Here is a 24,575-nt window from a genome sequence, read left to right on the forward strand (position 1 = left end):
CAGCCCGTCCGGCGCTTGAGGACGAAGGGGGTCCGGGGCGGAGCTCCGGTTTCGGGAAGGGGCGGGGAGGGGATCAGCCCGCCGCAGGCGCCCTACAGGCCCCCCGGCCCCCCTGCGGGCGGCCCGCCCGGCCCAGCCCCACCCGGCCCAGGCGGCGGCCCACCCGCCCCCGGCTCCCCGTAATACGACGACCACCCCAGCCCCGCCCACTCCGGCTCCGGCTCCCGCTCCCCGAACGCCGCCGTCAGCAGGACATGCAGGGCCAGCGCCACGAACGGCCACACCAGCACCGCCGCCGCCACCCCGTGCAGCTCCAGCGGCGCGTCGAAGACGACTCCCTTGCCGACCTCCCGCGCCCGGGCCACCACGTCGGAGGACGGGCCCAGCCAGACCCCGACCCGCCACGCCGCGAGCGAGCCGAGCACACTGCCCAGCGCGAGAGCGATCACCACGAGGACCCCGCCCCGCCGCAGCCGCCAGAAGACGGCGGCCGCCGACAGCAGGCCGAACACGGCCGCCAGCAGGACAAACGTTCCGTCCGCCCCGATCGCCTCCTCGCCCTCGCTGTTCTCCAGGAAGACGGCGCTGCCGTCGGAGACCAGGGGGACCCGGGGCGCGAGCCACAGCCACAGCAGCCCGAGCGCGACACCGGCGAGCGCCACGAGCACGGTGACCACAGCGGCCTGACGGAGCTCCGTCGCCGTGTCCGGGTCGTCGGGCGAGTCGAACGCGGGCGCGAGGTGGGAGCCCGAGGGCGGGGCCTGCCACGGATCGTGGGGGTCCGGCTGGTGAGGCGGCGTCAGAGGTGCGGTCACCGTGCCATCGTGCCAGGCCACCCTGTGCGGCGCCTCACCGGCTGCCGCACGCGTGCGCACGACACGCCACCGGCGTACGGCACGCCACCGACGTACCGACCGCCAACCGCCCTACCGCACCGCCGCCCGCCGGTACGCCCACGTGGCCACCGCCAGCGACAGCACCCCCACCACCGCGCACACCGCGAGGAAGAGGCCGATCATGCCCCAGTCCGGTGACGCGTCGAAGGAGCGGGCCAGCGCCTCGACCCCGTACGTCGACGGCAGCAGGTCCCGCGCCCACCCCACCGGCTCCGGCAGCCGGTCGGCCGGCAGCACGCCGAGCAGCAGCGCGGCGGACATGCCGAGCTGGCCCAGCAGCGTGGCCAGCTCCTGGCGCGGTGCGAGCAGCCCGAGCGCGGCGCCGAGCCCGGCCAGCGCGGCGCCGGAGAGCGGGATGACGGCGACCAGGACCCAGAGATGGGTCATCGGGAGCTGGAACAGCACGCTGCCGGTAATCGCCGTGAAGACCGTGCCGGGCACGGTGAACGAGGCGTACGCGGCCGCCGCCCCCAGCACCACCGCGGCCGGCGGCACCGGCAGCGTGGCGTAGTGGTCGAGCCCGCCGCCGGCCCGCAGCTGGCCGAAGTACTGGGCGAGCAGGTTGAGCGCGACGAACGCCACCACCAGGACGCTGGAGCCGGCGACCACGGCACGGGCCTCGGCCCCGCCGTCGACGACGCCCCGCATCAGGACCATGATCCCGACGGACTGGAAGGTCGCCACGAAGAGCAGCGGGATCCGGGCGACGCGCGCCCGGGAGAGCTGGGCGCGGTAGACGGCGGCCAGCGAGGGCAGCAGCCGGGCGCGCGGCGCGAGCGGGGCGGGCACGGTCCGCGCGGCGGAGCCGGGGCCGGAGGGGCGGGGCATGGGCCGGACGCGCGACGGTGCGGTCCTGGCCGGAATGATGCTCGTCACCTGAGGCCGCTCCCCTTACACCCGTCCAGTACATCCACCGCGCCCACCACTACGTACGGTGCCTGCGCCCCGTTCAGCGCTCCCGCTCCGCGTCCCCGGATCATCACGCCTTCACCAGCCCCTTGCTCGCATTGGCCGCGTCCCCGCCGAGCGCCAGGTACACATCTTCCAGGCTGGGTGTGGCCAGGGTGAAATCGTCGAGCGCGGCGAAGGCCGCGCCGCCCGTCACCGCGGCGACCGCGGCCCGGGCCTCGTCGGGGCCGAGCCGCAGCACCCAGCGCCGCCCGGACTCCTGGGCGGACGGGCGCAGCGCCGCGACCTCCGGGACGTCCAGCGGGGCCCGCTCGCGCCACATGAGCTCGACGCGGACCTCGCCGGCGACCTTCTCCTTGAGCCCGGAGGGGGTGTCGCAGGCGATGACCCGGCCGCGTTCCAGGACGGCGACCCGGTCGAGGACGGTCTCGGCCTCGATGACGTTGTGGGTGACCAGCAGGACGGTCGCGCCGCGCTCGGCCCGGCGGCGGTCGACGGCGGCCCAGACGGCCCGCCGGGCCACCGGGTCCATGCCGGTCGTGGGCTCGTCCAGGACCAGTACGGGCCGGTCCCCGACGAGCGTGGCGGCGAAGCAGGCGAGCCTGCGCTGTCCGCCGGAGAGCTTCTTCAGGGGCCGCCCGGCCAGCTCGGTGAGGCCGAGCTCCTCCAGTACGGCGTCGCGTTCGGCGCGGGCCTCGCGGACGTGGAGGCCGCGCAGCCGTCCGGTGGTCTCGGCGGCCAGCGAGACGGTCAGCTCGTCCAGGGCGGTGGATTCCTGCCCGAGGTAGCCGATCAGCCGGGAGGCCCGCTCGGGGTGGCGTACGAGGTCGTGGCCGAGGACTTCGACGGAGCCGGAGTCGGGGCGCATCAGCCCGGTGAGCTGACGGACGAGGGTGGACTTGCCGGCGCCGTTGGGGCCGAGCAGTCCGAAGATCTCGCCGCGCTCGACGTCGAGGCTGATCCCGTCGGTGGCCCGCACCTCGGGCGTGGCGGGCGCGCCGCGGCGGCCCCGGACGGCGGGATAGGTCTTGACGAGGTCACGCACCGCGCACACGGTGCCGGTGTCGCTCTGCGCCTGTGCTGTGCCCGTACTCACGAGGTACGAGGGTACGGGGTCACATGCCCCGGTTCGCGTCCGGGGCCATCACGCGTCGCGGGACCCGGCGCGATCCGCGGGAGGCATACGTCGCCCGCCCGGCACGATCCGCGGGAGACACGCGTCGCGCACCCCGCGTAGGCGCCTACTCCCCCGCGGGCACGTGCTCCGCCGCCGCGCGCACGTCGATCTCGCGCCAGAACCCGGCCCGGATCGCGTACCGGTCGTGCTCGTCGATCTGGTCGTCCTTGTGGGCGAGGAGCCCGAAGCGGGCCGCGTACCGCAGGAGTTCGCCGTCGATGCGGTGCGGGATGCGCGGGTACATGGTGGAGAGCTTCTGCAGGTGGACGGTCTCCGGGAGGCGCTCCATCCAGCGGCGGGCGAAGACCTGGCCGACCTCGAAGGGGTCGCCGCCGACGGTGGTGATGTCCTCCTCCCGGTCGGCCCACCGCTGTTCGGCGCTGGTGAGCTGGGCGAGGGTCGGCAGGGAGGCGGTCTCGGCCGGTTCGCCGAGCGGGCCGGAGCGCTCGACCCAGCCCTTGTCGGAGGACCAGCGCAGGGTGGCGCTGGCGGGGGCCGCGTGCTGGGCGGCACTCCGGTCGGGGTGGGTGGCGTGGGCGCGGAGTGCGGCGAGGTCCTTGGGGGTGGGAACGGTCTTGTGGCCGGGGGCCGGCGGGGTCTGGGAGGGTTCGGTCTCGGCGGGAGCGGCGGGGCCGTTGCGGGCGGCGGCCTGCGCGGCCTGGGCCGCTTCGGAGGCCCGCTCGGCGGAGGCGGCGAGGGCGGCCTCGGGCAGTGGTGCGGAGAGGATGGCGGCGATCTCGGGGCGCGGGGCGGGCGGCGGCGGGCAGCTGCCGCCGGTGTCCTTGGCGCGGACGGCCTTGGTGATCCAGGCCCGGTCGAGGACGCGGCGTTCGTCCGCCTCGGCGACGAGGTCCTCGGACTGGTTGTAGTCGCCGTCGGCGGCCTGGACGGCCCAGAGGTGGACGGCGACGCCGTGCTCCTTGGCGGACATGAGGCCGGGCAGCAGGTCGCCGTCACCGGTCACCAGGACCACGTCGGAGCAGGCCCGGTTCCTGGCCAGCTCGGTGAGCTCGGCGTGCATGGCGGCGTCCACGCCCTTCTGCGCCCAGCGTCCGTCGCTGCGGGTCAGGGCTCCCAGCCGTACGGTCACCCGGGGCATCACCCGGAGCCTGCGGTGCTCGGGCTGGGGCACCCGGTCGGGGGCGCCGTCGAACCAGTAGATCCGCAGCAGCGGCTGCTGCGTGTCGGCCTCGGCCCGCTCGCGCAGCCCCTGGATGAGGGCCGCGTGGTCGACGGTGATCCGGGAACGGGCGGGCTCTCCGGCCAGCAGACTCGCGGCTGCGCCCAGCAAGTAGCCGGCGTCCACCAGGACGACGCAACGGTCCACGCGTTCCACCCTCTTCCAGGAGTTCGGGAACGGTTCAGCGGCCCGCCCCTCGATGACCGGGTCCGCTTACCCAGGGTTTCCTTCGAGTCTGCCCGACCGCACAAGGGTTAACGGCCGGAACTCGATCATCGGCGTGGCGAATCGGGAAAGGGCCGGAAAAGGTCTGGGGCGGACAGCGGGAACGGTCCTCACTGCGGATACCGCTACGCACGGTAATGATCCAACATGCACGGTTTGCGGCGCTATGTGAGTCTGACGATGGTCCTGGCCCCCCAGGATTCCCCACAGGAGGCATTCATCATGGCCAAGAACAAGAACCGCAAGCAGGGCAGCCAGCACGATCGCGCGTCCGCGTCGGAGCGTAGCGCCGAGCAGGCCAAGTCGACGGCGTTCGAGTCGCAGACCCAGTCGCAGACGCAGTCCCAGGGCAGCCCGTCCGACGTGGCGCGCAAGCACCAGCGGCGCTTCGGTCACAACTGACGCGTCGGCCGCTCGCGGTCGTACGACGAGAGGGGCGTCCCGCCGGTGCGGGACGCCCCTCTCGTCGTACGCCGTTCTGAAACTCGTTACGCCGTTTCCGAAACTCGTTCGTACGCCGTTCCGAAAAGCCTCAGCCGGCCAGGCAGGACGGGCCGAGCAGCACCTTCAGGTCGCCGAAGAGGGCCGAATCGGCCTTGACCCGGTGCCGGTCGAGCCGGAGCACGGTGGTCTTGCTCGGGCCCTGGAGCCTGATGCGTACCTCGGTGTCGCCCCGGTGGTGGCTGAGCACCTCGCCGAGCCGGGTGACCATCGGCGGGGTGATCTTCACGGTCGGGATGGTGAGGATGACCGGCGCGTTGGTGCCGGCGTTGGAGATGTCCGGGACCTGCATCTCCATGGCGACGAGCCGGGGCACGTCCTCGCGCTTGTCGAGCCGTCCCTTGACGAAGACGACGGTGTCCTCGACGAGCTGGGTGGAGACCAGCTGGTAGGTGGCGGGGAAGAACATGCACTCGATGGAGCCGGCCAGGTCCTCCACGGTGGCGATGGCCCAGGCGTTGCCCTGCTTGGTCATCTTGCGCTGGAGGCCGGAGATGATGCCGCCGACGGTGACGATGGCGCCGTCCCCGTAGTCCCCGCCCATCAGCTGGGAGATCGAGGAGTCGGCCTTGTCGGACAGCACGTGCTCCAGGCCGAACAGCGGGTGGTCGGAGACGTACAGGCCGAGCATCTCCCGCTCCTGCGCGAGCAGATAGGCCTTCTCCCACTCGATGTCGGAGAACTCCACGTCGAGCCCGAAGCCCGGCTCGCCGCTCTCCTCCTCGCCGCCGCCGAACAGGTCGAACTGCCCCTCGGCCTCCTTGCGCTTGACCTGGACCACGTTGTCGATCATCGGCTCGTGGTGGGCGACGAGGCCCTTGCGGGTGTGGCCCATCTCGTCGAAGGCGCCGGCCTTGATCAGCGATTCGACGGTGCGCTTGTTGCAGACGACCGCCTCGACCTTGTCCAGGAAGTCGGGGAAGGAGCTGTACTTCCCCTTCGCCTTGCGGGACCGGATGATCGAGTCCACGACGTTCTGGCCGACGTTGCGGATGGCGGTCAGGCCGAAGAGGATCACGTCGTCGCCCTGGGCGGCGAAGTTGGACAGCGACTCGTTGACGTTCGGCGGGAGCACCTTGATGCGCATGCGGCGGCACTCGTTTAGGTAGACCGCGGACTTGTCCTTGTCGTCCTTGACCGAGGTCAGCAGGGCCGCCATGTACTCGGCGGGGTAGTTCGCCTTGAGGTAGGCGGTCCAGTAGGTGACCAGGCCGTACGCCGAGGAGTGCGCCTTGTTGAACGCGTACCCGGCGAACGGCACCAGGACGTCCCACAGCGCCTTGATCGCCGCGTCGGAGAAGCCCTTGCCCTTGGCGCCCTTCTCGAAGAGGACGAAGTTCTTCGCCAGCTCCTCGGGCTTCTTCTTGCCCATCACGCGGCGCAGGATGTCGGCCTCGCCGAGCGAGTACCCGGCGACGATCTGGGCGGCCTTCTGGACCTGCTCCTGGTAGACGATCAGGCCGTAGGTGAGGCCGAGGACCTCCTTGAGGGGCTCCTCCAGCTCCGGGTGGATCGGGGTGATCTCCTGGCGGCCGTTCTTGCGCTCCGCGTAGTTCGTGTGCGAGTTCATGCCCATCGGGCCCGGCCGGTAGAGGGCCGAGACGGCGGAGATGTCCTCGAAGTTGTCGGGCTGCATCTGGCGGAGCAGGGAGCGCATCGGCCCGCCGTCGAACTGGAAGACGCCGAGCGTGTCACCGCGGCAGAGCAGTTCGTACGTCTTGGGGTCGTCCAGCGGCAGCGAGAGCATCTCCAGGTCGATGCCCTTGTTGGACTTCACCATCTTGATGGCGTCGTCCATGATCGTCAGGTTGCGCAGGCCGAGGAAGTCCATCTTCAGCAGGCCGAGCGACTCGCACTGCGGGTAGTCCCACTGCGTGATGGTGACGCCGTCGGTGTGCCGGACCCAGACCGGTGCGTGGTCGACGATCGGCTCGCTGGACATGATGACGCCGGCGGCGTGCACGCCCATCTGCCGGACCAGGCCCTCGACACCCTTCGCGGTGTCGATGACCTTCTTGACGTCCGGCTCGTTCTCGTACATCCCCCGGATCTCGCCCGCCTCGCTGTAGCGCGGGTGCTTCGGGTCGGTGATGCCGTTGAGGTCGATGCCCTTGCCGAGGACGTCGGCGGGCATCGCCTTGGTGAGGCGGTCGCCCATGGCGTACGGGTAGCCCAGCACGCGGGCCGAGTCCTTGATGGCGTTCTTCGCCTTGATCTTGCCGTACGTGCCGATCATGGCGACCTTGTCGGCGCCGTACTTCTCGGTCACGTACCGGATCACCTCGACGCGCCGGCGCTCGTCGAAGTCGATGTCGACATCGGGCATGGAGACGCGCTCGGGGTTGAGGAACCGCTCGAAGATCAGCCCGTGCTCGATCGGGTCGAGGTCGGTGATGCCCATCGCGTACGACACGATCGAACCGGCCGCCGAACCACGACCGGGGCCCACGGCGATGCCGTTGTTCTTGGCCCACATGATGAAGTCCGCGACGACCAGGAAGTACCCCGGGAACCCCATCTGGATGATGATGTCCATCTCGTACTCGACCTGCTTCTGCCGGTCGTCGGGCACACCGTTCGGGAAGCGGCGGGCCATCCCGGCCCGGACTTCCTCCTGGAACCAGGTGATCTCCGTGAAGCCGTCCGGGATCTCGAACTTCGGCATGAGGTTCTTCGCCTCGAACATGCCGGAGGTGTCGATCTGCTCGGCGACCAGAAGGGTGTTGGCGCACCCCTGCTGCCAGGCGTCGGAGGAGTCGACGGCGTACATCTCGTCCGTCGTCTTCAGGTAGTAGCCGGTGCCGTCGAAGCGGAAGCGGTCGGGGTCGGAGAGGTTCTTGCCGGTCTGGATGCAGAGCAGGGCGTCGTGGGCGGTGGCCTCGTGCGCGTACGTGTAGTGGGAGTCGTTGGTGACCAGCGGCGGGATGTCGAGCTTCTTGCCGATCTCCAGCAGCCCGTCGCGGACCCGGCGCTCGATCTCGATGCCGTGGTCCATCAGCTCCAGGAAGTACCGGCCCGCGCCGAAGATGTCCTTGTAGTCGGAGGCGGCCTGGACCGCCTCGTCGAACTGGCCGAGCCGGAGCCGGGTCTGGACCTCGCCGGAGGGGCAGCCGGTGGAGGCGATGAGCCCCTCGGACCACTGGGAGATGGTCTCCTTGTCCATCCGGGGCCACTTCTGGAGCCAGCCTTCGGCGTACGCGTCGGAGGAGAGCCGGAAGAGGTTGTGCAGCCCGGTCTTGTTCGACGCCCAGATCGTCTTGTGGGTGTAACCACCGGATCCGGACACGTCGTCGCGCTTCTGGTGCGGCTGTCCCCACTGCACCTTCCGCTTGTGTTTGCGCGACTCCGGAGCGACGTACGCCTCGATGCCGATGATCGGTGTGACGTTCGCCTTCTTCGCCGAGTGGAAGAAGTCGTACGCCCCGTGGAGGTTGCCGTGGTCGGTCATCGCGATGTGCGTCATGCCCATCTCGTTGGCCGCCTCGAACATGTCCTTGAGCCGCGCCGCACCGTCCAGCAGCGAGTACTGGGTGTGAACGTGCAGGTGCGTGAAGGGCGGCTTGGTCACGGCGTCGGGCCTCCGGGAAGTCGGGCGATGACGGACGGGGGGACAGCGTGGAAGTCTACGACGTGACGGAGTCGGACGACGGGCACTCCCGGCTTCCGCCGAGCGTTGGAGAGAGCGGGACGGGTGTCCGTTTTGTGATGCACTCCGTCACACGCACCGGGTTCCCCGGCAGGTACGCCAACGACAGCAGGAGGCAGCAAGAGATGTCGGAAACGCAGACCGGCGCAGCGCAGCGCGGGGAGCAGATTCTCGCCGTTTTCGACGCCGCCTTCGGGGAGCTGATGGCCGCCGATCCGGCCGCTTTCCGGGTCAAGTTCCGCAAGATGGCGGGCTCGGCCTTCGCCTTTTACCGGGGCACGGCCTGCCTGTTCTACACCGACCTGGAGCGCGAGCAGCGCGGCGGCCCGTATCTGGACGAGCGCACGGGCCGGGTCTGGATCCACGGTGATCTCCACGCGGAGAATTTCGGCACCTACATGGACGCCAACGGCCGCCTCGTCTTCAACGTCAACGATTTCGACGAGGCTTACGTGGGCCCCTTCACCTGGGACCTGAAGCGGTTCGCCGCCTCCGTGGCACTGATCGGTTACGCGAAGGCGCTGGCCGACGAGCAGATCACCGACCTGGTCCGGATCTTCGCCGCCGCCTACCGGGAGCGGATCCACGCGCTGGCGACGGGCGCGAAGAACGACGAGGTGCCGCCCTTCACGCTGGACACGGCCCAGGGCCCGCTGCTGGACGCGCTGCGCGCCGCGCGCTCGCTGACCCGGTTCTCGCTGCTGGACTCGATGACGGTGATCCGGGACTTCGAGCGCCGCTTCGCCGACGGCGGCGGCGCGATCGACCTGGACGCCGCCACGCGGTACAAGGTGCTGGCCGCGTTCGACGGCTATCTGGAGACGTTGCCGGAGTCGAGCCTGACCCGCCCCGACTCCTACCGGGTCAAGGACGTGGTGGGCCGGCGGGGCATCGGCATCGGATCGGCCGGGCTGCCGTCGTACAACATCCTCCTGGAGGGCAACAGCGACGCCCTGGAGAACGATGTGGTGATCTACCTCAAGCAGGCGCAGACCCCGGCGGTCTCCCAGCACATCACGGACGCCGCCGTGCGGGACTACTTCCAGCACGAGGGGCACCGGACGGTGATCTCGCAGCGCGCGCTGCAGGCGCACGCGGACCCGTGGCTGGGCTGGACCGAGCTGGACGGCTCCGGACAGCTGGTCGCCGAGGTCTCGCCGTACGCGGTCGACCTGGACTGGTCCGAGATCGACGAGGTGGACGAGATCGCGGCGGTCGTCGCGGACCTCGGCCGGGCCACGGCCACCATGCACGCGGCGGCGGACGACGAGAGCGGCCACTCGCTGGTGCCGTTCTCCACGGAGCGGGCGATCGACGCGGCCATCGCGGCCGACGAGGAGGGGTTCGGCGAGCTGCTGGTCGACTTCGCCCACAGCTACGGGGCCCGGGCCCGCGCGGACCACCAGATCTTCGTGGACCTGTTCCGCAACGGCAGGATCCCGGGGCTGTAGGCCGCCCGCACCCGGCCGTGCTGTGACTCTCAGCTTCTTTTAAGGTCCGCTTACCTCCGCACATGACACACTTTCCGGCGATGGACATTTCAGGTACGCAGCTCAGGGTGGTGCGCGCGGCGTTGTTCGCCGCGCTCGTCGTCACCCTGTCCACCGCGTCCCATGTGCTGCTCTCCGGGGTGCCGCTGCCACTGACGGCGGTGGCGCTGCTCGCGGCCGTCGTCTTCACCGTGGCGTACGCGCTGGCCGGCCGGGAGCGCGGTTTCGGCGCCATCGCGGGGCTGCTGGTCCCGCTGGAGCTGGCGGCCGACACGCTCTTCACCACCGGCCAGCACCTCTGTTACGGAGCGGCCGGCGGGCCCATCGCGGGCCCGCTGCGCGCGGTGGGCTTCGACGTGCTCTGCGGAGGCGGCGAGGTCGGCGCGACCGGTGCGCGGATCGCGGGCGTCGGCGCGGTGGGCACGCCGCTCGCCGGGATGACGGGTGCGGGCGACCGCGCGGCGGCCCTGCTGGCGCAGCCGGGTCCGGCCGTGCCGTGGCTGCTGCTCACCGCGCATGTGGCCGTCGGGCTGCTCGCCGCCGCCTGGCTGCGGCGCGGCGAGGCGGCGCTGGCCGGGCTGGTGCGCACGGCGGCGCTGGTGGCGTTCCGGCCGCTGCTCACCGCGGTCGCCGTGGTGCGCGGAACCGTCCGGTCCGCCCCCCGTCTGCCGCGCGCCGCCGGGCGCGTGCACCCGCTCTCCCCGGCCAGCTTCCCCGTGCACTCCGTGGGACGGAGGGGGCCGCCGCTCACCGCGTACGCCACCGCTGCCTGAGGGCAGGACGGCCGGCGCCGAGCAGCACCCCTTCCACTCCCCACACCTTCACGGAGAACGATCATGAGCAAGCGCAACACCCAGCAGAACAAGGCAGCGGCCCGTGAGCGGCTGCGCGCCGAGCGCGAGGCGCAGGCCAAGAAGGACAGGACCCGCAAGCAGCTCGTCGTCGGCGTCTCGGTCGTCGCGGCCCTCGCCGTCGTCGGCGGTATCAGCTACGGCGTGATGCAGCTGAACAAGCCGTCCGCCTGGGAGACCGCCGCCGACGCGAAGAACGTCAGCGCGCCGAAGAACACCTCCGGCACCGACGGCACCACCGTGGTGATCGGCAAGTCCGACGCGAAGAAGACGCTGGAGCTGTACGAGGACTCCCGCTGCCCGGTCTGCGCCACGTTCGAGCAGGGCGTCGGCGAGACCCTCGCGAAGGACGTCGAGGCCGGCAAGTACAAGGTCAAGTACGTCGGTGCGACCTTCATCGACAACACCGACAACGGTGAGGGCTCCAAGAACGCCCTCAGCGCGCTCGGCGCCGCGCTGAACGTGAGCCCCGAGGCGTTCATGGAGTACAAGGCCGCGCTGTACTCCGCGAAGTTCCACCCGCAGGAGAGCGAGGACAAGTTCGCCAAGGACAGCTACCTCATCGAGGTCGCCGACTCGGTGGACGCGCTCAAGGGGAACAAGGCGTTCCAGAAGGACGTCGAGGACGGTACGTACGACGCCTGGGCGATGAAGATGTCCGACGCGTTCGGCAAGAGCGGCGTGGAGGGCACACCGACGCTGAAGATGGACGGCAAGAAGGTCACGAAGGAGGGCAGCGACAACGCCCCGATGACGGCGGCCGACTTCACGGCGGCGGTGGACCAGGCGCTGAAGGCGTAACGCCTCCGGGCGGGCGGACGTGCCCTGTTCGCCCGCCCGCCGTCAGGCCCCTACAGCGGCCCCTACAGCGTGGCCAGGAAGCCGAGCGCGACCTTCCAGGTCTGCTCGGCGGCCGCCTGGTCGTAGTCGTGGAGGTCGGGGTCGGTGAACAGGTGGCCGGCCCCGGGGTAGCGGTAGATCTCCACGTCCGCGCCGGTCCGCTGCATCTGGAGGTACCAGCTGTTCAGCCAGTCGTGGGACTCGAAGGGGTCCGGGTCCGCGACGTGCAGCTGGACCGGAAGCTCCTCCACCGTGGCGTTCTCCGCGATGTCCGAGGTGCCGTGGAGGAGCAGCAGACCACGCGCCTTCGCGTCGCCGAGCGCCAGGGTCTGCGCGGTCGCCGCACCGAGCGAGAAGCCGGCGTAGACGAGCCCCTGGTCGGAGTAGGGGGCCGCGGCGAGCACCGCGCGCTTCAGCAGCTCCTCCTTGCCGACCTCCTCCTTGAAGGCCATGCCCTCCTCCACCGTGTCGAAGGTGTGGCCCTCGAAGAGATCGGGCACGCGCACCTCGTGGCCGGCGTCCCTCAGACGTGCGGCTGCGGCGTGCACTGCGGGCGTGAGCCCGTAGGTCGAGTGGAAAAGCATGATGTCCATGAGGCCCATGGTGCCAGCTGCGCCTCAATGCTTGGAGGACTGGGAGATGGAGAACGTGCTGCGCCCGCTGATCGTCTTCGGCGGATCCGTGGTGATCACCCTGCTGATCGGCTGGCTGGTCGACCGGCTGCTGCGCAGGGCCGACAGCCGCCACCACGAGACCCCGCTGTGGGGTCTGCTGCGGCGGTGCCGGCCACCGCTGCAGGTGGTGATCATCGCGGCGCTGCTGCGCGGCTCCTACCGGCAGACGAAGATCCCCTGGGTGTGGGAGCACCGGGTCGGCATCGGCCAGGCCCTCTCCCTGGTGCTGATCGGCGCCACGGCCTGGCTGGTGGTCCGGGCCGCCGCGACGGTCGTCGAGGCCAGCTACGCCCGGTACGCGACAGCCACCCGCGATCCTGCCCGGGTCCGCCGGGTCCGTACGCAGGTGACGCTGATCCAGCGTGTCGTCATCGCGGTCGTGATGGTGGTCGCCATCGCGGCGATGCTGCTGACGTTCCCGGCGATGCGCGGGGTCGGCACCTCGATGCTGGCCTCGGCCGGTGTGCTCGGCATCGTCGCGGGTGTGGCCGCCCAGTCGACCCTCGGCAACCTCTTCGCGGGGCTCCAGATCGCGTTCGGCGACATGGTCCGGCTCGGTGACACCGTGGTGGTGGACGGCGAGTGGGGCACGATCGAGGAGATCACGCTGACGTTCCTGGCGGTACGGACCTGGGACGAGCGGCGGATCACGATGCCGGTCTCGTACTTCACGAGCAAGCCGTTCGAGAACTGGTCGCGCGGCGGGGTGCAGATGACCGGCACGGTCTTCTTCCACCTGGACCACGCGGCGCCGGTGTCCGCGATGCGCAAGAAGCTGCGGGACATCCTCGGCGACATCGCCGCGTGGGACGGCCGGGACTGGTCCCTCGCCGTCACCGACACGACGCCGTCCACGATCCAGGTGCGGGCGGTGGTCACGGCGAAGGACGCGGACGACATCTGGACGGTGCGGTGCGCGGTGCGCGAGCAGCTGATCGGCTGGCTGCGCGACCACCACCCGTACGCGCTGCCGCGCATCGCCAGCTCGCCCGCCGCCCTGCCGCCGGGCGAACAGTGGGCGGAGCTGACAGGGGCGCGGCCCCGGCCCGGCCGCAACGGCTCCGGCCCCTCCCCTGACCTGGAGGACTCCAAGGCGCCCCGGACGGGCCGCGGCTGAGACCGCCGGGTTCAGCGCAGCGAGCGGAAGTCCAGCTGGCGCAGCACCCGGTCGACCACCTCGGGGTCGGAGCCGGGCTCGTTGCGCGCGGAGAGCACCTCATGGCGGGCGGCCGACATCATCTCGCGCTGGATCCGGCTGACCGCCTGGAACCGCTCGGCCCGTTTCGCGTACGCCTCGCGCCGCTCCTCGCCGACGATCTCCGGGTTGATCCGGGCGCCGATGTCGTACGCGGCCTTCTGGAGCCGCTCCACGACCTCGTCCGGGAACTCCTCGACCTCCTGGATCTCCTTGAGCCGGTACTTGGCGGCTTTGGCGGCGCGCAGGGCGAGGTCCCGTTCCAGGGCCTCCTCGGCGGCGGCGTCGGCGCGCACGCGCAGCTTGCGGACCAGCCAGGGCAGGGTCAGCCCCTGGAAGACGAGGGTGACCATGATCACGCAGAAGGCGATGAAGATGATCTCGTCGCGGCCGGGGAAGGGCTGTCCGTCGTCGGTCTCCAGCGGGATGGCGAGCGCCAGCGCGACGGAGGCCACGCCTCGCATCCCGGCCCACCACATGACGACGGTCTCCCGCCAGCTGGTCGGGATCTCCTCGCTGACGTCCCGCCGGGTGTGCAGCTTCTTGGCGAGCCAGGTGGCGGGCAGCAGCCACGCCAGCCGTACGCCGACGACGACCGCGACGATCGCGAGCCCCCAACCGACCATCTGGAACTCGCGCCCGCCGGAGGTGCCGAACACGCTGTGCAGCTCCAGGCCGATCAGCCCGAAGGCCACCCCGGTGACCAGAGTGTCGACGATCTCCCAGAAGGTGCGTCCGGTGAGCCGGCCCAGCACGTCGTCGGCGTCGGCGGTGTGCTCGGCGAGGTAGAGCGCGATGGTCAGGACGGCGAGCACACCGGAGCCCATCAGCTCCTCCGCCAGGACGTAGGCGGCGAACGGCACCAGCAGGCTCAGGCCGACCTGGAGGGTGGCGTCGCCGAGCAGTCCCATCAGCTTGATGGTGAGCCAGCCGAGCGCGAGGCCGACGGCGACCGCGACCACGGCGGAGAGGATCAGCAGGCCGAAGGCCTCGGGCACCGAGAAGGTGCCGCTCACCGCCGCGGCGATGGCCACGTGGTAGAGCACGATCGCGGTGACGTCGTTGAAGAGCCCCTCGCCCTCCAGGATGGAGACGAGCCGGCGCGGCAGTCCGACCGAGCCCGCCACGGCGGTCGCGGCGACCGGGTCGGGCGGGGCGACCAGCGCGCCGAGCGCCACGGCGGCGGCGATCGGCAGCCCGGGAACGACGGAGTTGGCGACGGCGGCGACGGCGGCCGTGGTGACGAAGACCAGGGCGACGGCCAGCAGGAAGATCGGGCGTTTGTTGGCGGCGAACTGGCGCCAGGAGGTCCGCTGCACGGAGGCGTAGAGCAGCGGCGGCAACAGGGCCGGGAGAATGATCTCGGGCGGGATGTCGACGTTCGGCACGAAGGGCGCGAACGCCATGGCGACCCCGGCCAGCGTCATCAGCACCGGTGCCGGCAGCCCCAGCCGGGCGCCGAGCGGCACCGTGACCACGGCTCCGAGCAGCAGCAGGAGCAGCAGGGCCATTTGATCCACGGGAGGCGCCTTCCGGAGCGTACGGTTCCGGGCCGCTCACCGTGTCCTCCAGGACACCCCCCGAGGTGAACGGCCGTCAGGAAGCCCGGCCGGATCACCGGCCGGGCGGTCCTCCACCCTGCCATGCGGGACCCGCGAGGAGGCCGAGACCCCCCGTGGACCGGGGCCGGACCTCCCGGTGGGCGGGCCGGAACCTCCCGGTGGGCGGGGTCAGGCGGCGCCGATCTCCCGGCGCATCGCCCGGTGCGGAATGCCCGCGTCCGGGAACTCGGGGCCGTACGCGACGTATCCGAGCCGTTCGTAGAAGCCGAGGGCGTGGGTCTGGGCGTGCAGGTCGACGGCGGCGAGGCCGAGCCGGGCCGCCTCGTCCTCGATGGCCCGCACGAGTGCGGCGCCGACGCCGAGGCCGCGCGCCTGCCGGGTCACCGCGAGCCGGCCGAGCGAGCCGACGGTGAGGTCGCCGCCGGTCTTCCCGGCCGCGTCGGCGCCGTGCAGCAGCCGCCCCGTACCGAGGGCGGTGCCGTCGGCCGCCACGGCCAGGACGTGCACGGCTGTCGGGTCGTAGGCGTCGTACTCGATCTCCTCGGGCACGTTCTGCTCGCCGACGAAGACCTCCTTGCGCACCTGGAAGCAGGCGGCGAGGTCGCTCTCCTCGACGGCCCTGCGGGTGGAATACGAGGTCACTGGCTCTCCGCCGCGATGGTGTCGAGGGCGTGCTGGAGGTCGGCCGGATAGGTGCTGGAGAACTCCACCCAGGAGCCGTCGCTCGGGTGCTCGAAGCCCAGGCGCACCGCGTGCAGCCACTGCCGGGTCAGCCCGAGCCGCTTGGCCAGGGTCGGGTCGGCGCCGTACGTCAGGTCGCCGACGCACGGGTGGCGGTGGGCGGACATGTGGACCCGGATCTGGTGGGTGCGGCCGGTCTCCAGCTTGATGTCCAGGAGGCTGGCGGCGCGGTACGCCTCGATCAGGTCGTAGTGGGTCACCGACGGCTTGCCCTCGGCGGTGACGGCCCACTTGTAGTCGTGGTTGGGGTGGCGCCCGATGGGGGCGTCGATGGTGCCGCTCATCGGGTCCGGGTGGCCCTGGACGAGCGCGTGGTACTTCTTGTCGACGACCCGGTCGCGGAACTGGCCCTTGAGCAGCGTGTAGGCGCGCTCGGACTTGGCGACGACCATCAGGCCGGAGGTGCCGACGTCGAGGCGGTGCACGATGCCCTGGCGCTCGGCGGCGCCGGAGGTCGAGATCCGGTACCCGGCGGCGGCGAGGCCGCCGATGACGGTGGTGCCGGTCCAGCCGGGGCTGGGGTGGGCCGCGACGCCGACCGGCTTCATGATGACCACGATGTCGTCGTCGTCGTGGACGATCTCCATGCCCTCGACGGGCTCGGCGACGATCTGGACTGGGGCGGGCGCGCCCGGCATCTCGACCTCCAGCCAGGCACCGCCGTGCACGCGCTCGGACTTGCCGGCCACCGAACCGTCCACCTGGACCTTCCCGGCGGCGGCCAGCTCGGCGGCCTTGGTGCGGGAGAAACCGAACATCCGGGAGATGGCGGCGTCGACACGCTCGCCTTCCAGGCCGTCCGGTACGGGCAGGGTGCGGATCTCGGGGTGCGTACTCACCAGTCGAGTATGCCTTGCGCGCAGCCTTGCCCGCGCAGCCCGGTCGGTCCCTGTGGACGGTCAGTCCCTGTGGACGGTCAGTCCTTGTGGACGGTCCCGTCGGGGTCCAGCCCCTTGAAGGAGAGGATCACGATGAGGATGCCGCCGCAGACGATGGCGGAGTCGGCGAGGTTGAAGACGGCGAAGTGCTTGGGGGCGATGAAGTCGACCACCGCCCCTTCGAACACGCCGGGCGCCCGGAAGATCCGGTCGGTGAGGTTGCCGAGCGCACCGCCGAGGAGCAGCCCCAGGGCGATGGCCCACGGCAGGCTGTAGAGCTTGCGGGCCAGGCGGATCACGACCACGATCACGCCGACCGCGATGATGGTGAAGATCACCGTGAACGCCTCGCCGAACCCGAACGCGGCGCCCGGGTTGCGCAGCGCCCGGAACTGCAGCCAGTCACCGATGATGTCGATCGGCGGCTGGTGCTCCAGCTTGGCGACCACGATCAGCTTGGTGACCAGGTCCAGCAGATAGGCGACGATCGCGACGCCGACGAGCGCCAGGATCTTGCGCTTGCCCACACCCGCGTTCACGGCGGCGTCGGCGGCCGTGGAGCCGCCTTCGTCCGTGTGCTCGGCCTCGGGATTGTCCGGCGTACCGATGATGCGCTCCGCCTCTGCCACGTGAGTCCCTCAACCTAGGTGCCTGACTGAGGACGAGGGTACGACACACCTGTGCGGGTCAGCCGCGCCGCTCCTGCTTCTGTTTGTCCTCGACGCAGAGGGTGGCGCGGGGAAATGCCTGCATCCGTGCCTTGCCGATCGGTTTGCCGCAGATCTCACAGAGCCCGTAGGTGCCCGCTTCGAGCCGGGCGAGGGCCCGCTCGGTCTGTTCCAGCATCTCCTGGGCGTTGGCGGCGAGCGACAGCTCGTGTTCCCGCGTGATGTTCTTGGTGCCCGTGTCGGCCTCGTCGTCGCCGGCGCCGTCCCCGGAGTCCCGCATCAGCCCGGCGAGCGCGGCGCCGGAGGCCTCCAGCTCGCTGCGCAGCCGCATGATCTCGCTGGTCAGCAGGGTGCGCGCCTCGGTGACCTCCTCGGGCGTCCAGGGGTCCTCACCGGGCCGTACCGCCAGTTCGCCGGGAGCGGTCGCGGCGGCGGCCCGGGCCGGCGGCACGGCCGCCTCGTCCGTACCGGCTGCGGGGCGACTCGCGCTCTTCTTGGCTACCACCGTGTGGGCTCCCGTCTCCTCGGCGGCCGCAGCCGCCCCCGTGGCCGTCTCTGCGGCCGTCTTCGAAGCCTTCTTGGCCGCGCTCTTCTTCGCGCTGCTCTTGGTCGTGCTCTTCGTCGTGCTCTTCTTGGCGGCGGTCTTCTTCGCCGCACCCTTCTTGGCAGGCGTCTTCTTCGCGACGTCCTTCTTGGCGGTCGTCTTCCCGGCAGCCGTGTCGTCCTGGGACGTCTCGCCGGCCGGTGGCTTCCCGTCGGCCTTCTGCCCGGCCGCGGTCTCTTCCGCCGTCTTCTTCGCCACCATGGCCGCGGCCCCTTCACATATTGTGATCTTGCTCGCGAATCGTGCTGGGACGATAAATCGACCCCAGCCCCGCGGCAACGGGGCACGCCGCCCTTTCGCCCCTCCCCCTGCCCGGTCGTGGCGCGTCTGCATCGGTTGTTCCCAGCTCCCCGCCCGGTAATCCGCCCCTGGCCGCCCCCGCACCGCCGCGGCCAACTCCGTACGCCTCCGACTGGCCATTCGGGTCACGCCCGGGCGCCGGGTTAAACCGGTCGGCCGTCAGCCGTACGGGCCCGTACACTGAGCCCAGCGAGAGGCGTGGATGGGACGAGTAGCGTCGTACGCAGCCAGCAGCGACCCGGGGACGGTGGGAGCCCGGGGGCGAGCGCGTCGTGAAGATCACCCCGGAGCCGCCGGAAGAAAGTCTCGGCCCATGGGCACCGCCCACGGACGGCGAGGCCACTAGACCCGGCATCGCGACCCCAATGAGGGGGCCACGGGCGCACGCCCGGGGCCAAGGAGGGTGGTACCGCGGGAGCGCCAGACGCTCTCGTCCCTCCGACGGAAGTGGAAGACGTCCGCCGGAGGAAGCCGCACATGACATCGCCGCAGTACCGCCAGGTACCCGCTCAGGTCGACCTGCCCGCGCTGGAGCACGCCGTGCTCGACTTCTGGCGCGAGAACAAGGTCTTCGCCAAGAGCCTGGACCAGTCCGAGGGCCGCCCGGAGTGGGTGTTCTACGAGGGCCCGCCCACCGCCAACGGCATGCCCGGCGCCCACCACATCGAGGCCCGCGTCTTCAAGGACGTCTTCCCGCGCTTCCGCACCATGCAGGGCTACCACGTGGGCCGCAAGGCCGGCTGGGACTGCCACGGCCTGCCGGTCGAGCTCGCCGTGGAAAAGGAACTGGGCTTCAACGGCAAGAAGGACATCGAGGCGTTCGGCATCGCCGAGTTCAACGCCAAGTGCCGCGAGTCGGTGACCCGCCACACCGACGCCTTCGCCGAGCTCACGACCCGTATGGGGTACTGGGTCGACCTGGACGACGCGTACCGCACGATGGACCCGGAGTACGTGGACTCCGTCTGGTGGTCGCTGAAGGAGATCTTCAACAAGGACCTGCTGGTCCAGGACCACCGCGTCGCCCCCTGGTGCCCGCGCTGCGGCACCGGCCTCTCCGACCACGAGCTGGCCCAGGGGTACGAGACGGTCGTCGACCCCTCGGTCTTCGTCCGCTTCCCGCTCACCTCCGGCCCGCTGGCCGGCGAGGCGGCGCTCCTGGTCTGGACGACGACCCCGTGGACGCTGGTCTCCAACACGGCCGTCGCCGCGCACCCCGAGGTCCGCTACGTCGTCGCGACGAACGGCGAGGAGAAGCACGTCGTCGCCGAACCGCTCCTGGAGAAGGCGCTCGGCGAGGGCTGGGAGGCGACCGGCCAGTCGTTCACCGGCGCGGAGATGGAGCGCTGGACGTACGAGCGCCCCTTCGACCTCGTCGACTTCCCGGCCGAGGCGCACTACGTGGTCAACGCCGAGTACGTCACGACCGAGGACGGTACGGGTCTGGTCCACCAGTCCCCCGCGTTCGGCGCCGACGACCTCCTGGTCTGCCGTGCGTACGGTCTCCCGGTGGTCAACCCGGTCCGCCCGGACGGCACGTTCGAGGAGGACCTCCCCCTGGTCGGCGGCGTCTTCTTCAAGAAGGCCGACGAGGCGCTCACCGCGGACCTGGACGCGCGGGGCAAGCTCTTCCGCCACGTGCCGTACGAGCACAGCTACCCGCACTGCTGGCGCTGCCACACGGCGCTGCTCTACTACGCGCAGCCGTCCTGGTACATCCGTACGACCGCGATCAAGGACCGTCTCCTCCAGGAGAATGAGAAGACCAACTGGTACCCGGACTCGGTCAAGAACGGCCGCTTCGGCGACTGGCTGAACAACAACGTCGACTGGGCGCTCTCCCGTAACCGCTACTGGGGCACGCCGCTGCCGATCTGGCGCTGCGAGGACAACCACCTCACGTGCGTGGGCTCCCGCGCGGAACTTACGGAACTCACGGGCACCGACCAATCAGGTCTGGACCCCCACCGCCCCTTCATCGACGAGATCACCTTCACCTGCACGCACGAGAACTGCCAGCTGGAGGCGTACCGCGTCCCGGAGGTCATCGACGCCTGGTACGACTCGGGTTCGATGCCGTTCGCGCAGTGGGGCTACCCGTACAAGAACAAGGAAGTCTTCGAGAGCCGCTACCCGGCGCAGTTCATCTCGGAGGCCATCGACCAGACCCGCGGCTGGTTCTACACGCTGATGGCGGTAGGAACACTGGTCTTCGACAAATCCTCGTACGAGAACGTGGTCTGCCTGGGCCACATCCTCGCCGAGGACGGCCGCAAGATGTCCAAGCACCTGGGCAACATCCTCCAGCCGATCCCGCTGATGGACCAGCACGGGGCGGACGCGGTGCGGTGGTTCATGGCGGCGGGCGGCTCTCCGTGGGCGGCGCGGCGGGTGGGCCACGGCACGATCCAGGAGGTCGTCCGCAAGACGCTCCTGACGTACTGGAACACGGTCGCTTTCCAGGCCCTGTACGCGCGCACGTCGGGCTGGGCCCCGTCGGCGGCCGACCCGGCCCCGGCGGACCGTACGGTCCTGGACCGCTGGCTGCTGAGCGAACTCAACGCGCTGGTCGACCAGATGACGGTCGCGATGGAGAGCTACGACACCCAGCGCGCCGGCAAGCTGCTCTCGGCGTTCGTGGACGACCTCTCCAACTGGTACGTACGCCGCTCGCGCCGCCGCTTCTGGCAGGGCGACAAGGCGGCGCTGCGCACGCTGCACGAGGTGGTGGAGACGGTGACGCGGCTGATGGCGCCGCTGGTCCCGTTCATCACGGAGCGGGTCTGGCAGGACCTGATCGCGCCGGTCACGCCGGAGGCCCCGGAGTCGGTGCATCTGTCCTCCTGGCCGAAGCCGGACGCGACGGCGATCGACCCGACCCTCTCGACCCAGATGGCGCTGGTGCGCCGCCTGGTGGAGCTGGGCCGGGCGACGCGCGCGGAGTCGGGTGTGAAGACGCGCCAGCCGCTGTCGCGGGCGCTGGTGGCGGCGGCGGGCTTCGACGCTCTCCCCGCCGATCTGCGGGCGCAGATCACGGAGGAGCTGAACGTCACATCGCTCGCCTCGCTCTCGGAGGTCGGCGGCTCGCTGGTCGACACGACGGCGAAGGCGAACTTCCGGGCGCTGGGCAAGCGGTTCGGCAAGGGCGTACAGGCGGTGGCCAAGGCGGTGGCCGAGGCGGACGCGGCAGCGCTGTCCCTGGCTCTGCGCGAGGGTACGGCGTCGGTCGAGGTGGAGGGCGAGAGCATCACCCTCTCCCCCGACGAGGTGATCATCACGGAGACCCCGCGCGAGGGCTGGTCGGTCGCCTCGGACGCGGGCGCGACGGTGGCCCTGGACCTGGAGATCACCCCGGAGCTGCGGCGCGCGGGCCTGGCCCGTGACGCGATCCGCCTGATCCAGGAGGCCCGCAAGAACAGCGGCCTGGACGTGGCGGACCGCATCGCCGTCCGCTGGACCACAACATCCCCGGCAACGGCGGAGGCCCTCACGGACCACGCGCCGCTGATCTCCGAGGAGGTCCTGGCCGTGGACTACGCGGAGGGCGAGGCGGACGACACGTACGGCGCCCCGTTCGAGGACGAGGGCCTGTCCCTGGTGTTCCGCCTGCGCAAGCAGTAGCGGTAGCCCGCAGTAAGGAGGAGGGCCCGGCTGGGAGGTTCCAGCCGGGCCCTCCCACGTACCCCCTCAGGGGCTCCGCCCCCGAACCCCCGCGCCTCAAACGCCGGCGAGGCTGAGTTTTCCAGCCCCTCCGGCGCTTGAGGAGCGGGGTTCGGGGCAGCGCCCCGAAATCAAGCCCGTCCGGCGCTTGAGGACAGAGGGGGCCCGGCCACACCGGCCGCCGCCCACGGCAGAGGGCCGGGCCCCGGGGAAAACCCCGGGGCCCGGCCCTCTGACTGCCGACGGCTACGCGCTCAGCGAGCGCGTACCGATCAGTTGTCGTCCTCGTCGATCAGAAACCCACGCATCGGCGACGGCGCCTGCTGCATCGGCTGCGGCGCCTGAGGCCGAACCGGCGCCATCGGCTGCGTCATCGCGGGCGACATCTGCTGCTGCCCGCCGTAGGACGGCGCACCGCCCATGGACTGGCCGCCACCCATCTGCTGGCCACCGTGGCCACCGTGGTTGGAGCTGCCCATGGAGTGACCCATCGCACCCGCACCGGCCGGGGCCAGCGAGGGGGACGGCGGCAGCGAGGCCGTCGCCGGCGTACGCGGCGGCGCGAGCGAGTCGTCCGACTGGGTCTCCAGCTGACGCAGCTGGCTCTCCAGGTAGGACTTCAGCCGCGTGCGGTACTCGCGCTCGAAGCCCCGCAGGTCCTCGACCTTGCGCTCCAGCGTCGCGCGGGCCGACTCCAGCGAGCCCATCGCCACGCGGTGCTTCTCCTGCGCGTCCCGCTCCAGGGCGTCCGCCTTGGCACGGGCGTCGCGCTCCAGACCCTCGGCACGGCTGCGCGCCTCGCCGACGATCTTGTTGGCCTCGGAACGGGCCTCCGCGATCGCCTGGTCGGCGGTCTGCTGCGCGAGCGAGAGGACACGGGCGGCACTGTCGCCACCGGGGCCCTGCCCCTGCTGCTGCATCTGCGGCTGCTGCATCTGCTGCATTTGCTGCATCTGCTGCTGCTGGGGGTGCTGGCCCATGGGGCCGCCCATCGGGCCACCCATGGGACCGCCCTGCATCGGGCCCTGGCCCTGCGGGCCGCCGTGGCCGCCCTGGGGGCCGTGACCGCTGGGGCCGGCAGGCAGCTGCGGCGCGCCACCGGGCAGCTGGGGCGGACCCATCTGCGGGGGCTGCTGCTGCGGCGGTCCAGATATGGCGGCGGGGACGGGTGCGCCCGGGCGGTCCTGCTGCTCCGGGGGCTTACGCATACCCTGCTGCTGTTGCTGCTGCTGGTTCTGCGCGGCGGCGCGCGTCGCGGCGGCCAGCTTCGCGCGCAGGTCCTCGTTCTCACGGAGCAGACGGGTCAGCTCCGATTCGACCTCGTCGAGAAAGGCATCGACCTCGTCCTCGTCATAGCCTTCTCGGAGGCGGACGGTCGTGAACTGCTTGTTCCGCACGTCCTCGGGGGTCAACGGCATCTCTTCTTCACCTCTACGTAGTCGTCGGCAGTCGGCAAGACCGTATCGCTCACAACCTGACCACAACGCTGATCAGGATGTAGACGATGATCATCAGAACGAAGAAGGACAGGTCGAGTGCCACGCCCCCGAGACGCAGCGGCGGAATGAACCGCCGCAGAAGCTTGAGCGGTGGATCGGTGACAGTGTAGGTGGCCTCCAGTACGACCACCATCGCCTTGCCGGGTTGCCATGAACGTGCGAACTGGAAGACGTAGTCCATGACGAGCCGGAAGATCAGCACGATGAGGAAACACATCAGCACGATATAGACCACATCCAGTGCGACGCCCATGTCCCGCTGTTCCCTCTCCCCTGGCTCTCATAGCTCCGGCCGCTCGGCCGGTTCCGGCCTCGCGGCCGGGTTGTTCCCGGTGTCGTGTTCTCAGCTCTGGTTGAAGAATCCGCCCTCTGCGATGCGGGCCTTGTCCTCCGCCGTGACATCGACGTTAGCAGGCGACAACAGGAACACCTTCTGCGTCACGCGTTCAATGCTGCCATGGAGCCCGAAGACGAGTCCTGCGGCAAAGTCGACAAGTCGCTTCGCGTCCGTATCGTCCATCTCCGTGAGATTCATGATCACCGGAGTGCCCTCACGGAAGTGTTCCCCGATGGTACGGGCCTCGTTGTAGGTCCTGGGATGCAGCGTGGTGATGCGGTACGGCTCCCGCTCGGACACGACCTTGGGCATGATCACCGGTGCGTTCTTCTCCATGTTCGGGCGTTCAGGTGTGATGGATGCCACGGGTGCGATCCGGGCGGGTCGCACGCTTTCCGCGGGGAGCCGAACCGGCTCACGCTGGGCGGGCGGCTGTACCACTCGTACCGGTTCGTCCCTTTCGCGCTCCCGCTCGCGCTCGCGTTCCACCTGGTGCGGGGGCTGATGCCGTCGCCGATCGGGCTCCGGCTCAGGTTCGAATTCGTCATCGGGGTCGAACCCCGGGCCGTCGTACCCATCGTCCTCCACGAGGCCGAGGTAGACCGCCATCTTGCGCATCGCGCCGGCCATGCTCCGAGTCCTCCGCTCTGTGGTGGATCGGCATTCGTCACCAAGTGCCCGCGATCCACGGTGGTCAGCCCCGCCGTGCCGGGCAATGACCATATTTTCTGCTGTGGTCCGA

At 70.7% G+C, this 24,575-nt stretch carries 20 protein-coding genes; 6 read left to right on the forward strand and 14 right to left on the reverse strand.

Translation table 11 applies throughout. The annotated features are described in order from the left end of the window. Window positions 1–92 precede the first annotated feature (92 nt). From ACQP09_RS06815 to ACQP09_RS06830, 4 genes are all read right to left on the reverse strand, one after another. Window positions 93–836: an ABC transporter permease gene (locus ACQP09_RS06815; RefSeq protein WP_433396755.1), complete on the reverse strand. Its 744-nt coding sequence runs from the start codon at window positions 834–836 to the stop codon at window positions 93–95. A gap of 90 nt (window positions 837–926) precedes the next feature. Further along, the gene (locus ACQP09_RS06820; protein WP_433396757.1) at window positions 927–1,772 is read right to left on the reverse strand and encodes an ABC transporter permease; all 846 of its coding nucleotides are present in this window, start codon (window positions 1,770–1,772) and stop codon (window positions 927–929) included. 103 nt (window positions 1,773–1,875) lie between these two features. Continuing rightward, complete coding sequence (locus tag ACQP09_RS06825; RefSeq protein ID WP_084753379.1) at window positions 1,876–2,859, reverse strand: ABC transporter ATP-binding protein; 984 nt, start codon at window positions 2,857–2,859, stop codon at window positions 1,876–1,878. Between the two features lie 187 nt (window positions 2,860–3,046). Further along, window positions 3,047–4,318, reverse strand: coding sequence for an NYN domain-containing protein (locus tag ACQP09_RS06830; protein ID WP_433396759.1), 1,272 nt, complete (start codon window positions 4,316–4,318; stop codon window positions 3,047–3,049). Between the two features lie 291 nt (window positions 4,319–4,609). Here ACQP09_RS06830 and ACQP09_RS06835 point away from each other — a divergent pair, with 291 nt between their 5' ends. Next, window positions 4,610–4,789: a hypothetical protein gene (locus ACQP09_RS06835; RefSeq protein WP_404070200.1), complete on the forward strand. Its 180-nt coding sequence runs from the start codon at window positions 4,610–4,612 to the stop codon at window positions 4,787–4,789. A gap of 130 nt (window positions 4,790–4,919) precedes the next feature. On the opposite strand, the gene dnaE is transcribed toward ACQP09_RS06835, so the two are convergent. Then, window positions 4,920–8,456, reverse strand: a complete 3,537-nt coding sequence (gene dnaE, locus ACQP09_RS06840; RefSeq protein WP_433396761.1) for a DNA polymerase III subunit alpha — start codon at window positions 8,454–8,456, stop codon at window positions 4,920–4,922. Window positions 8,457–8,659: 203 nt separating this feature from the next. Between dnaE and ACQP09_RS06845 the strand changes: the two genes are divergently transcribed. The 3 genes from ACQP09_RS06845 to ACQP09_RS06855 all read left to right on the forward strand — a co-directional run bounded on the left by ACQP09_RS06845 (window position 8,660) and on the right by ACQP09_RS06855 (window position 11,676). After that, window positions 8,660–9,985 (forward strand): DUF2252 domain-containing protein, encoded by a 1,326-nt coding sequence (locus ACQP09_RS06845; RefSeq protein WP_433396763.1) that lies wholly within the window; start codon window positions 8,660–8,662, stop codon window positions 9,983–9,985. Between the two features lie 80 nt (window positions 9,986–10,065). Further along, complete coding sequence (locus ACQP09_RS06850) at window positions 10,066–10,797, forward strand: hypothetical protein (RefSeq protein WP_433396765.1); 732 nt, start codon at window positions 10,066–10,068, stop codon at window positions 10,795–10,797. A gap of 63 nt (window positions 10,798–10,860) precedes the next feature. Next, complete coding sequence (locus tag ACQP09_RS06855) at window positions 10,861–11,676, forward strand: DsbA family protein (protein WP_433396766.1); 816 nt, start codon at window positions 10,861–10,863, stop codon at window positions 11,674–11,676. Window positions 11,677–11,738: 62 nt separating this feature from the next. On the opposite strand, the gene ACQP09_RS06860 is transcribed toward ACQP09_RS06855, so the two are convergent. Beyond that, window positions 11,739–12,317 carry a dienelactone hydrolase family protein gene (locus ACQP09_RS06860; protein ID WP_404070210.1) on the reverse strand — a complete coding sequence of 193 codons (579 nt, stop codon included), beginning with the start codon at window positions 12,315–12,317 and terminating at the stop codon, window positions 11,739–11,741. A gap of 37 nt (window positions 12,318–12,354) precedes the next feature. On the opposite strand from ACQP09_RS06860, the gene ACQP09_RS06865 reads away from it, so the two are divergent. Next, window positions 12,355–13,506, forward strand: coding sequence for a mechanosensitive ion channel family protein (locus ACQP09_RS06865; RefSeq protein WP_433396768.1), 1,152 nt, complete (start codon window positions 12,355–12,357; stop codon window positions 13,504–13,506). An 11-nt stretch (window positions 13,507–13,517) separates the two neighbouring features. Here the strand turns inward: ACQP09_RS06865 and ACQP09_RS06870 are convergent, their stop codons facing one another. The 5 genes from ACQP09_RS06870 to ACQP09_RS06890 all read right to left on the reverse strand — a co-directional run bounded on the left by ACQP09_RS06870 (window position 13,518) and on the right by ACQP09_RS06890 (window position 18,238). Next, window positions 13,518–15,104 carry a Na+/H+ antiporter gene (locus ACQP09_RS06870; protein WP_433396770.1) on the reverse strand — a complete coding sequence of 529 codons (1,587 nt, stop codon included), beginning with the start codon at window positions 15,102–15,104 and terminating at the stop codon, window positions 13,518–13,520. A gap of 210 nt (window positions 15,105–15,314) precedes the next feature. Then, a complete protein-coding gene (locus ACQP09_RS06875) occupies window positions 15,315–15,788 on the reverse strand; it encodes a GNAT family N-acetyltransferase (protein WP_433396772.1) in 474 nt (157 codons plus the stop codon). After that, entirely contained in the window at window positions 15,785–16,726 is a 942-nt protein-coding gene (locus tag ACQP09_RS06880) for an RluA family pseudouridine synthase (RefSeq protein WP_433396774.1), read from the reverse strand. Before ACQP09_RS06880 ends, ACQP09_RS06875 begins: the two co-directional genes overlap by 4 nt. Window positions 16,727–16,803: 77 nt before the next feature. Then, window positions 16,804–17,394, reverse strand: coding sequence for a signal peptidase II (gene lspA / locus ACQP09_RS06885; RefSeq protein ID WP_432148131.1), 591 nt, complete (start codon window positions 17,392–17,394; stop codon window positions 16,804–16,806). Window positions 17,395–17,452: 58 nt separating this feature from the next. Then, on the reverse strand, window positions 17,453–18,238 hold the full coding sequence (locus tag ACQP09_RS06890; RefSeq protein WP_433396776.1) for a TraR/DksA family transcriptional regulator: 786 nt from the start codon (window positions 18,236–18,238) through the stop codon (window positions 17,453–17,455). 576 nt (window positions 18,239–18,814) lie between these two features. Between ACQP09_RS06890 and ileS the strand changes: the two genes are divergently transcribed. Further along, the gene (gene ileS, locus ACQP09_RS06895) at window positions 18,815–21,958 is read left to right on the forward strand and encodes an isoleucine--tRNA ligase (RefSeq protein WP_433396778.1); all 3,144 of its coding nucleotides are present in this window, start codon (window positions 18,815–18,817) and stop codon (window positions 21,956–21,958) included. 311 nt (window positions 21,959–22,269) lie between these two features. Here the strand turns inward: ileS and ACQP09_RS06900 are convergent, their stop codons facing one another. The 3 genes from ACQP09_RS06900 to ACQP09_RS06910 form a co-directional block, all read right to left on the reverse strand. After that, window positions 22,270–23,415 carry a DivIVA domain-containing protein gene (locus ACQP09_RS06900; protein ID WP_380983495.1) on the reverse strand — a complete coding sequence of 382 codons (1,146 nt, stop codon included), beginning with the start codon at window positions 23,413–23,415 and terminating at the stop codon, window positions 22,270–22,272. A gap of 49 nt (window positions 23,416–23,464) precedes the next feature. Beyond that, complete coding sequence (locus ACQP09_RS06905) at window positions 23,465–23,749, reverse strand: YggT family protein (RefSeq protein ID WP_432148135.1); 285 nt, start codon at window positions 23,747–23,749, stop codon at window positions 23,465–23,467. Window positions 23,750–23,839: 90 nt separating this feature from the next. Further along, complete coding sequence (locus tag ACQP09_RS06910; protein ID WP_433396781.1) at window positions 23,840–24,463, reverse strand: cell division protein SepF; 624 nt, start codon at window positions 24,461–24,463, stop codon at window positions 23,840–23,842. Window positions 24,464–24,575 lie beyond the last annotated feature (112 nt).

The organism is Streptomyces sp. CA-146814, assembly GCF_050942385.1.
GTDB lineage: Bacteria > Actinomycetota > Actinomycetes > Streptomycetales > Streptomycetaceae > Streptomyces.

What these genes read in the sequence shown, in the direction of transcription:
- ACQP09_RS06905 (WP_432148135.1), bottom strand. Translation starts at nt 23,749, where the DNA reads ATGGGCGTCGCACTGGATGTGGTCTATATCGTGCTGATGTGTTTCCTC.
- ACQP09_RS06865 (WP_433396768.1), top strand. Translation starts at nt 12,355, where the DNA reads ATGGAGAACGTGCTGCGCCCGCTGATCGTCTTCGGCGGATCCGTGGTG.
- ACQP09_RS06850 (WP_433396765.1), top strand. Translation starts at nt 10,066, where the DNA reads ATGGACATTTCAGGTACGCAGCTCAGGGTGGTGCGCGCGGCGTTGTTC.
- ACQP09_RS06890 (WP_433396776.1), bottom strand. Translation starts at nt 18,238, where the DNA reads ATGGTGGCGAAGAAGACGGCGGAAGAGACCGCGGCCGGGCAGAAGGCC.
- ACQP09_RS06835 (WP_404070200.1), top strand. Translation starts at nt 4,610, where the DNA reads ATGGCCAAGAACAAGAACCGCAAGCAGGGCAGCCAGCACGATCGCGCG.
- ACQP09_RS06855 (WP_433396766.1), top strand. Translation starts at nt 10,861, where the DNA reads ATGAGCAAGCGCAACACCCAGCAGAACAAGGCAGCGGCCCGTGAGCGG.
- ACQP09_RS06845 (WP_433396763.1), top strand. Translation starts at nt 8,660, where the DNA reads ATGTCGGAAACGCAGACCGGCGCAGCGCAGCGCGGGGAGCAGATTCTC.
- ACQP09_RS06910 (WP_433396781.1), bottom strand. Translation starts at nt 24,463, where the DNA reads ATGGCCGGCGCGATGCGCAAGATGGCGGTCTACCTCGGCCTCGTGGAG.
- ACQP09_RS06860 (WP_404070210.1), bottom strand. Translation starts at nt 12,317, where the DNA reads ATGGGCCTCATGGACATCATGCTTTTCCACTCGACCTACGGGCTCACG.
- ileS (WP_433396778.1), top strand. Translation starts at nt 18,815, where the DNA reads ATGACATCGCCGCAGTACCGCCAGGTACCCGCTCAGGTCGACCTGCCC.
- ACQP09_RS06900 (WP_380983495.1), bottom strand. Translation starts at nt 23,415, where the DNA reads ATGCCGTTGACCCCCGAGGACGTGCGGAACAAGCAGTTCACGACCGTC.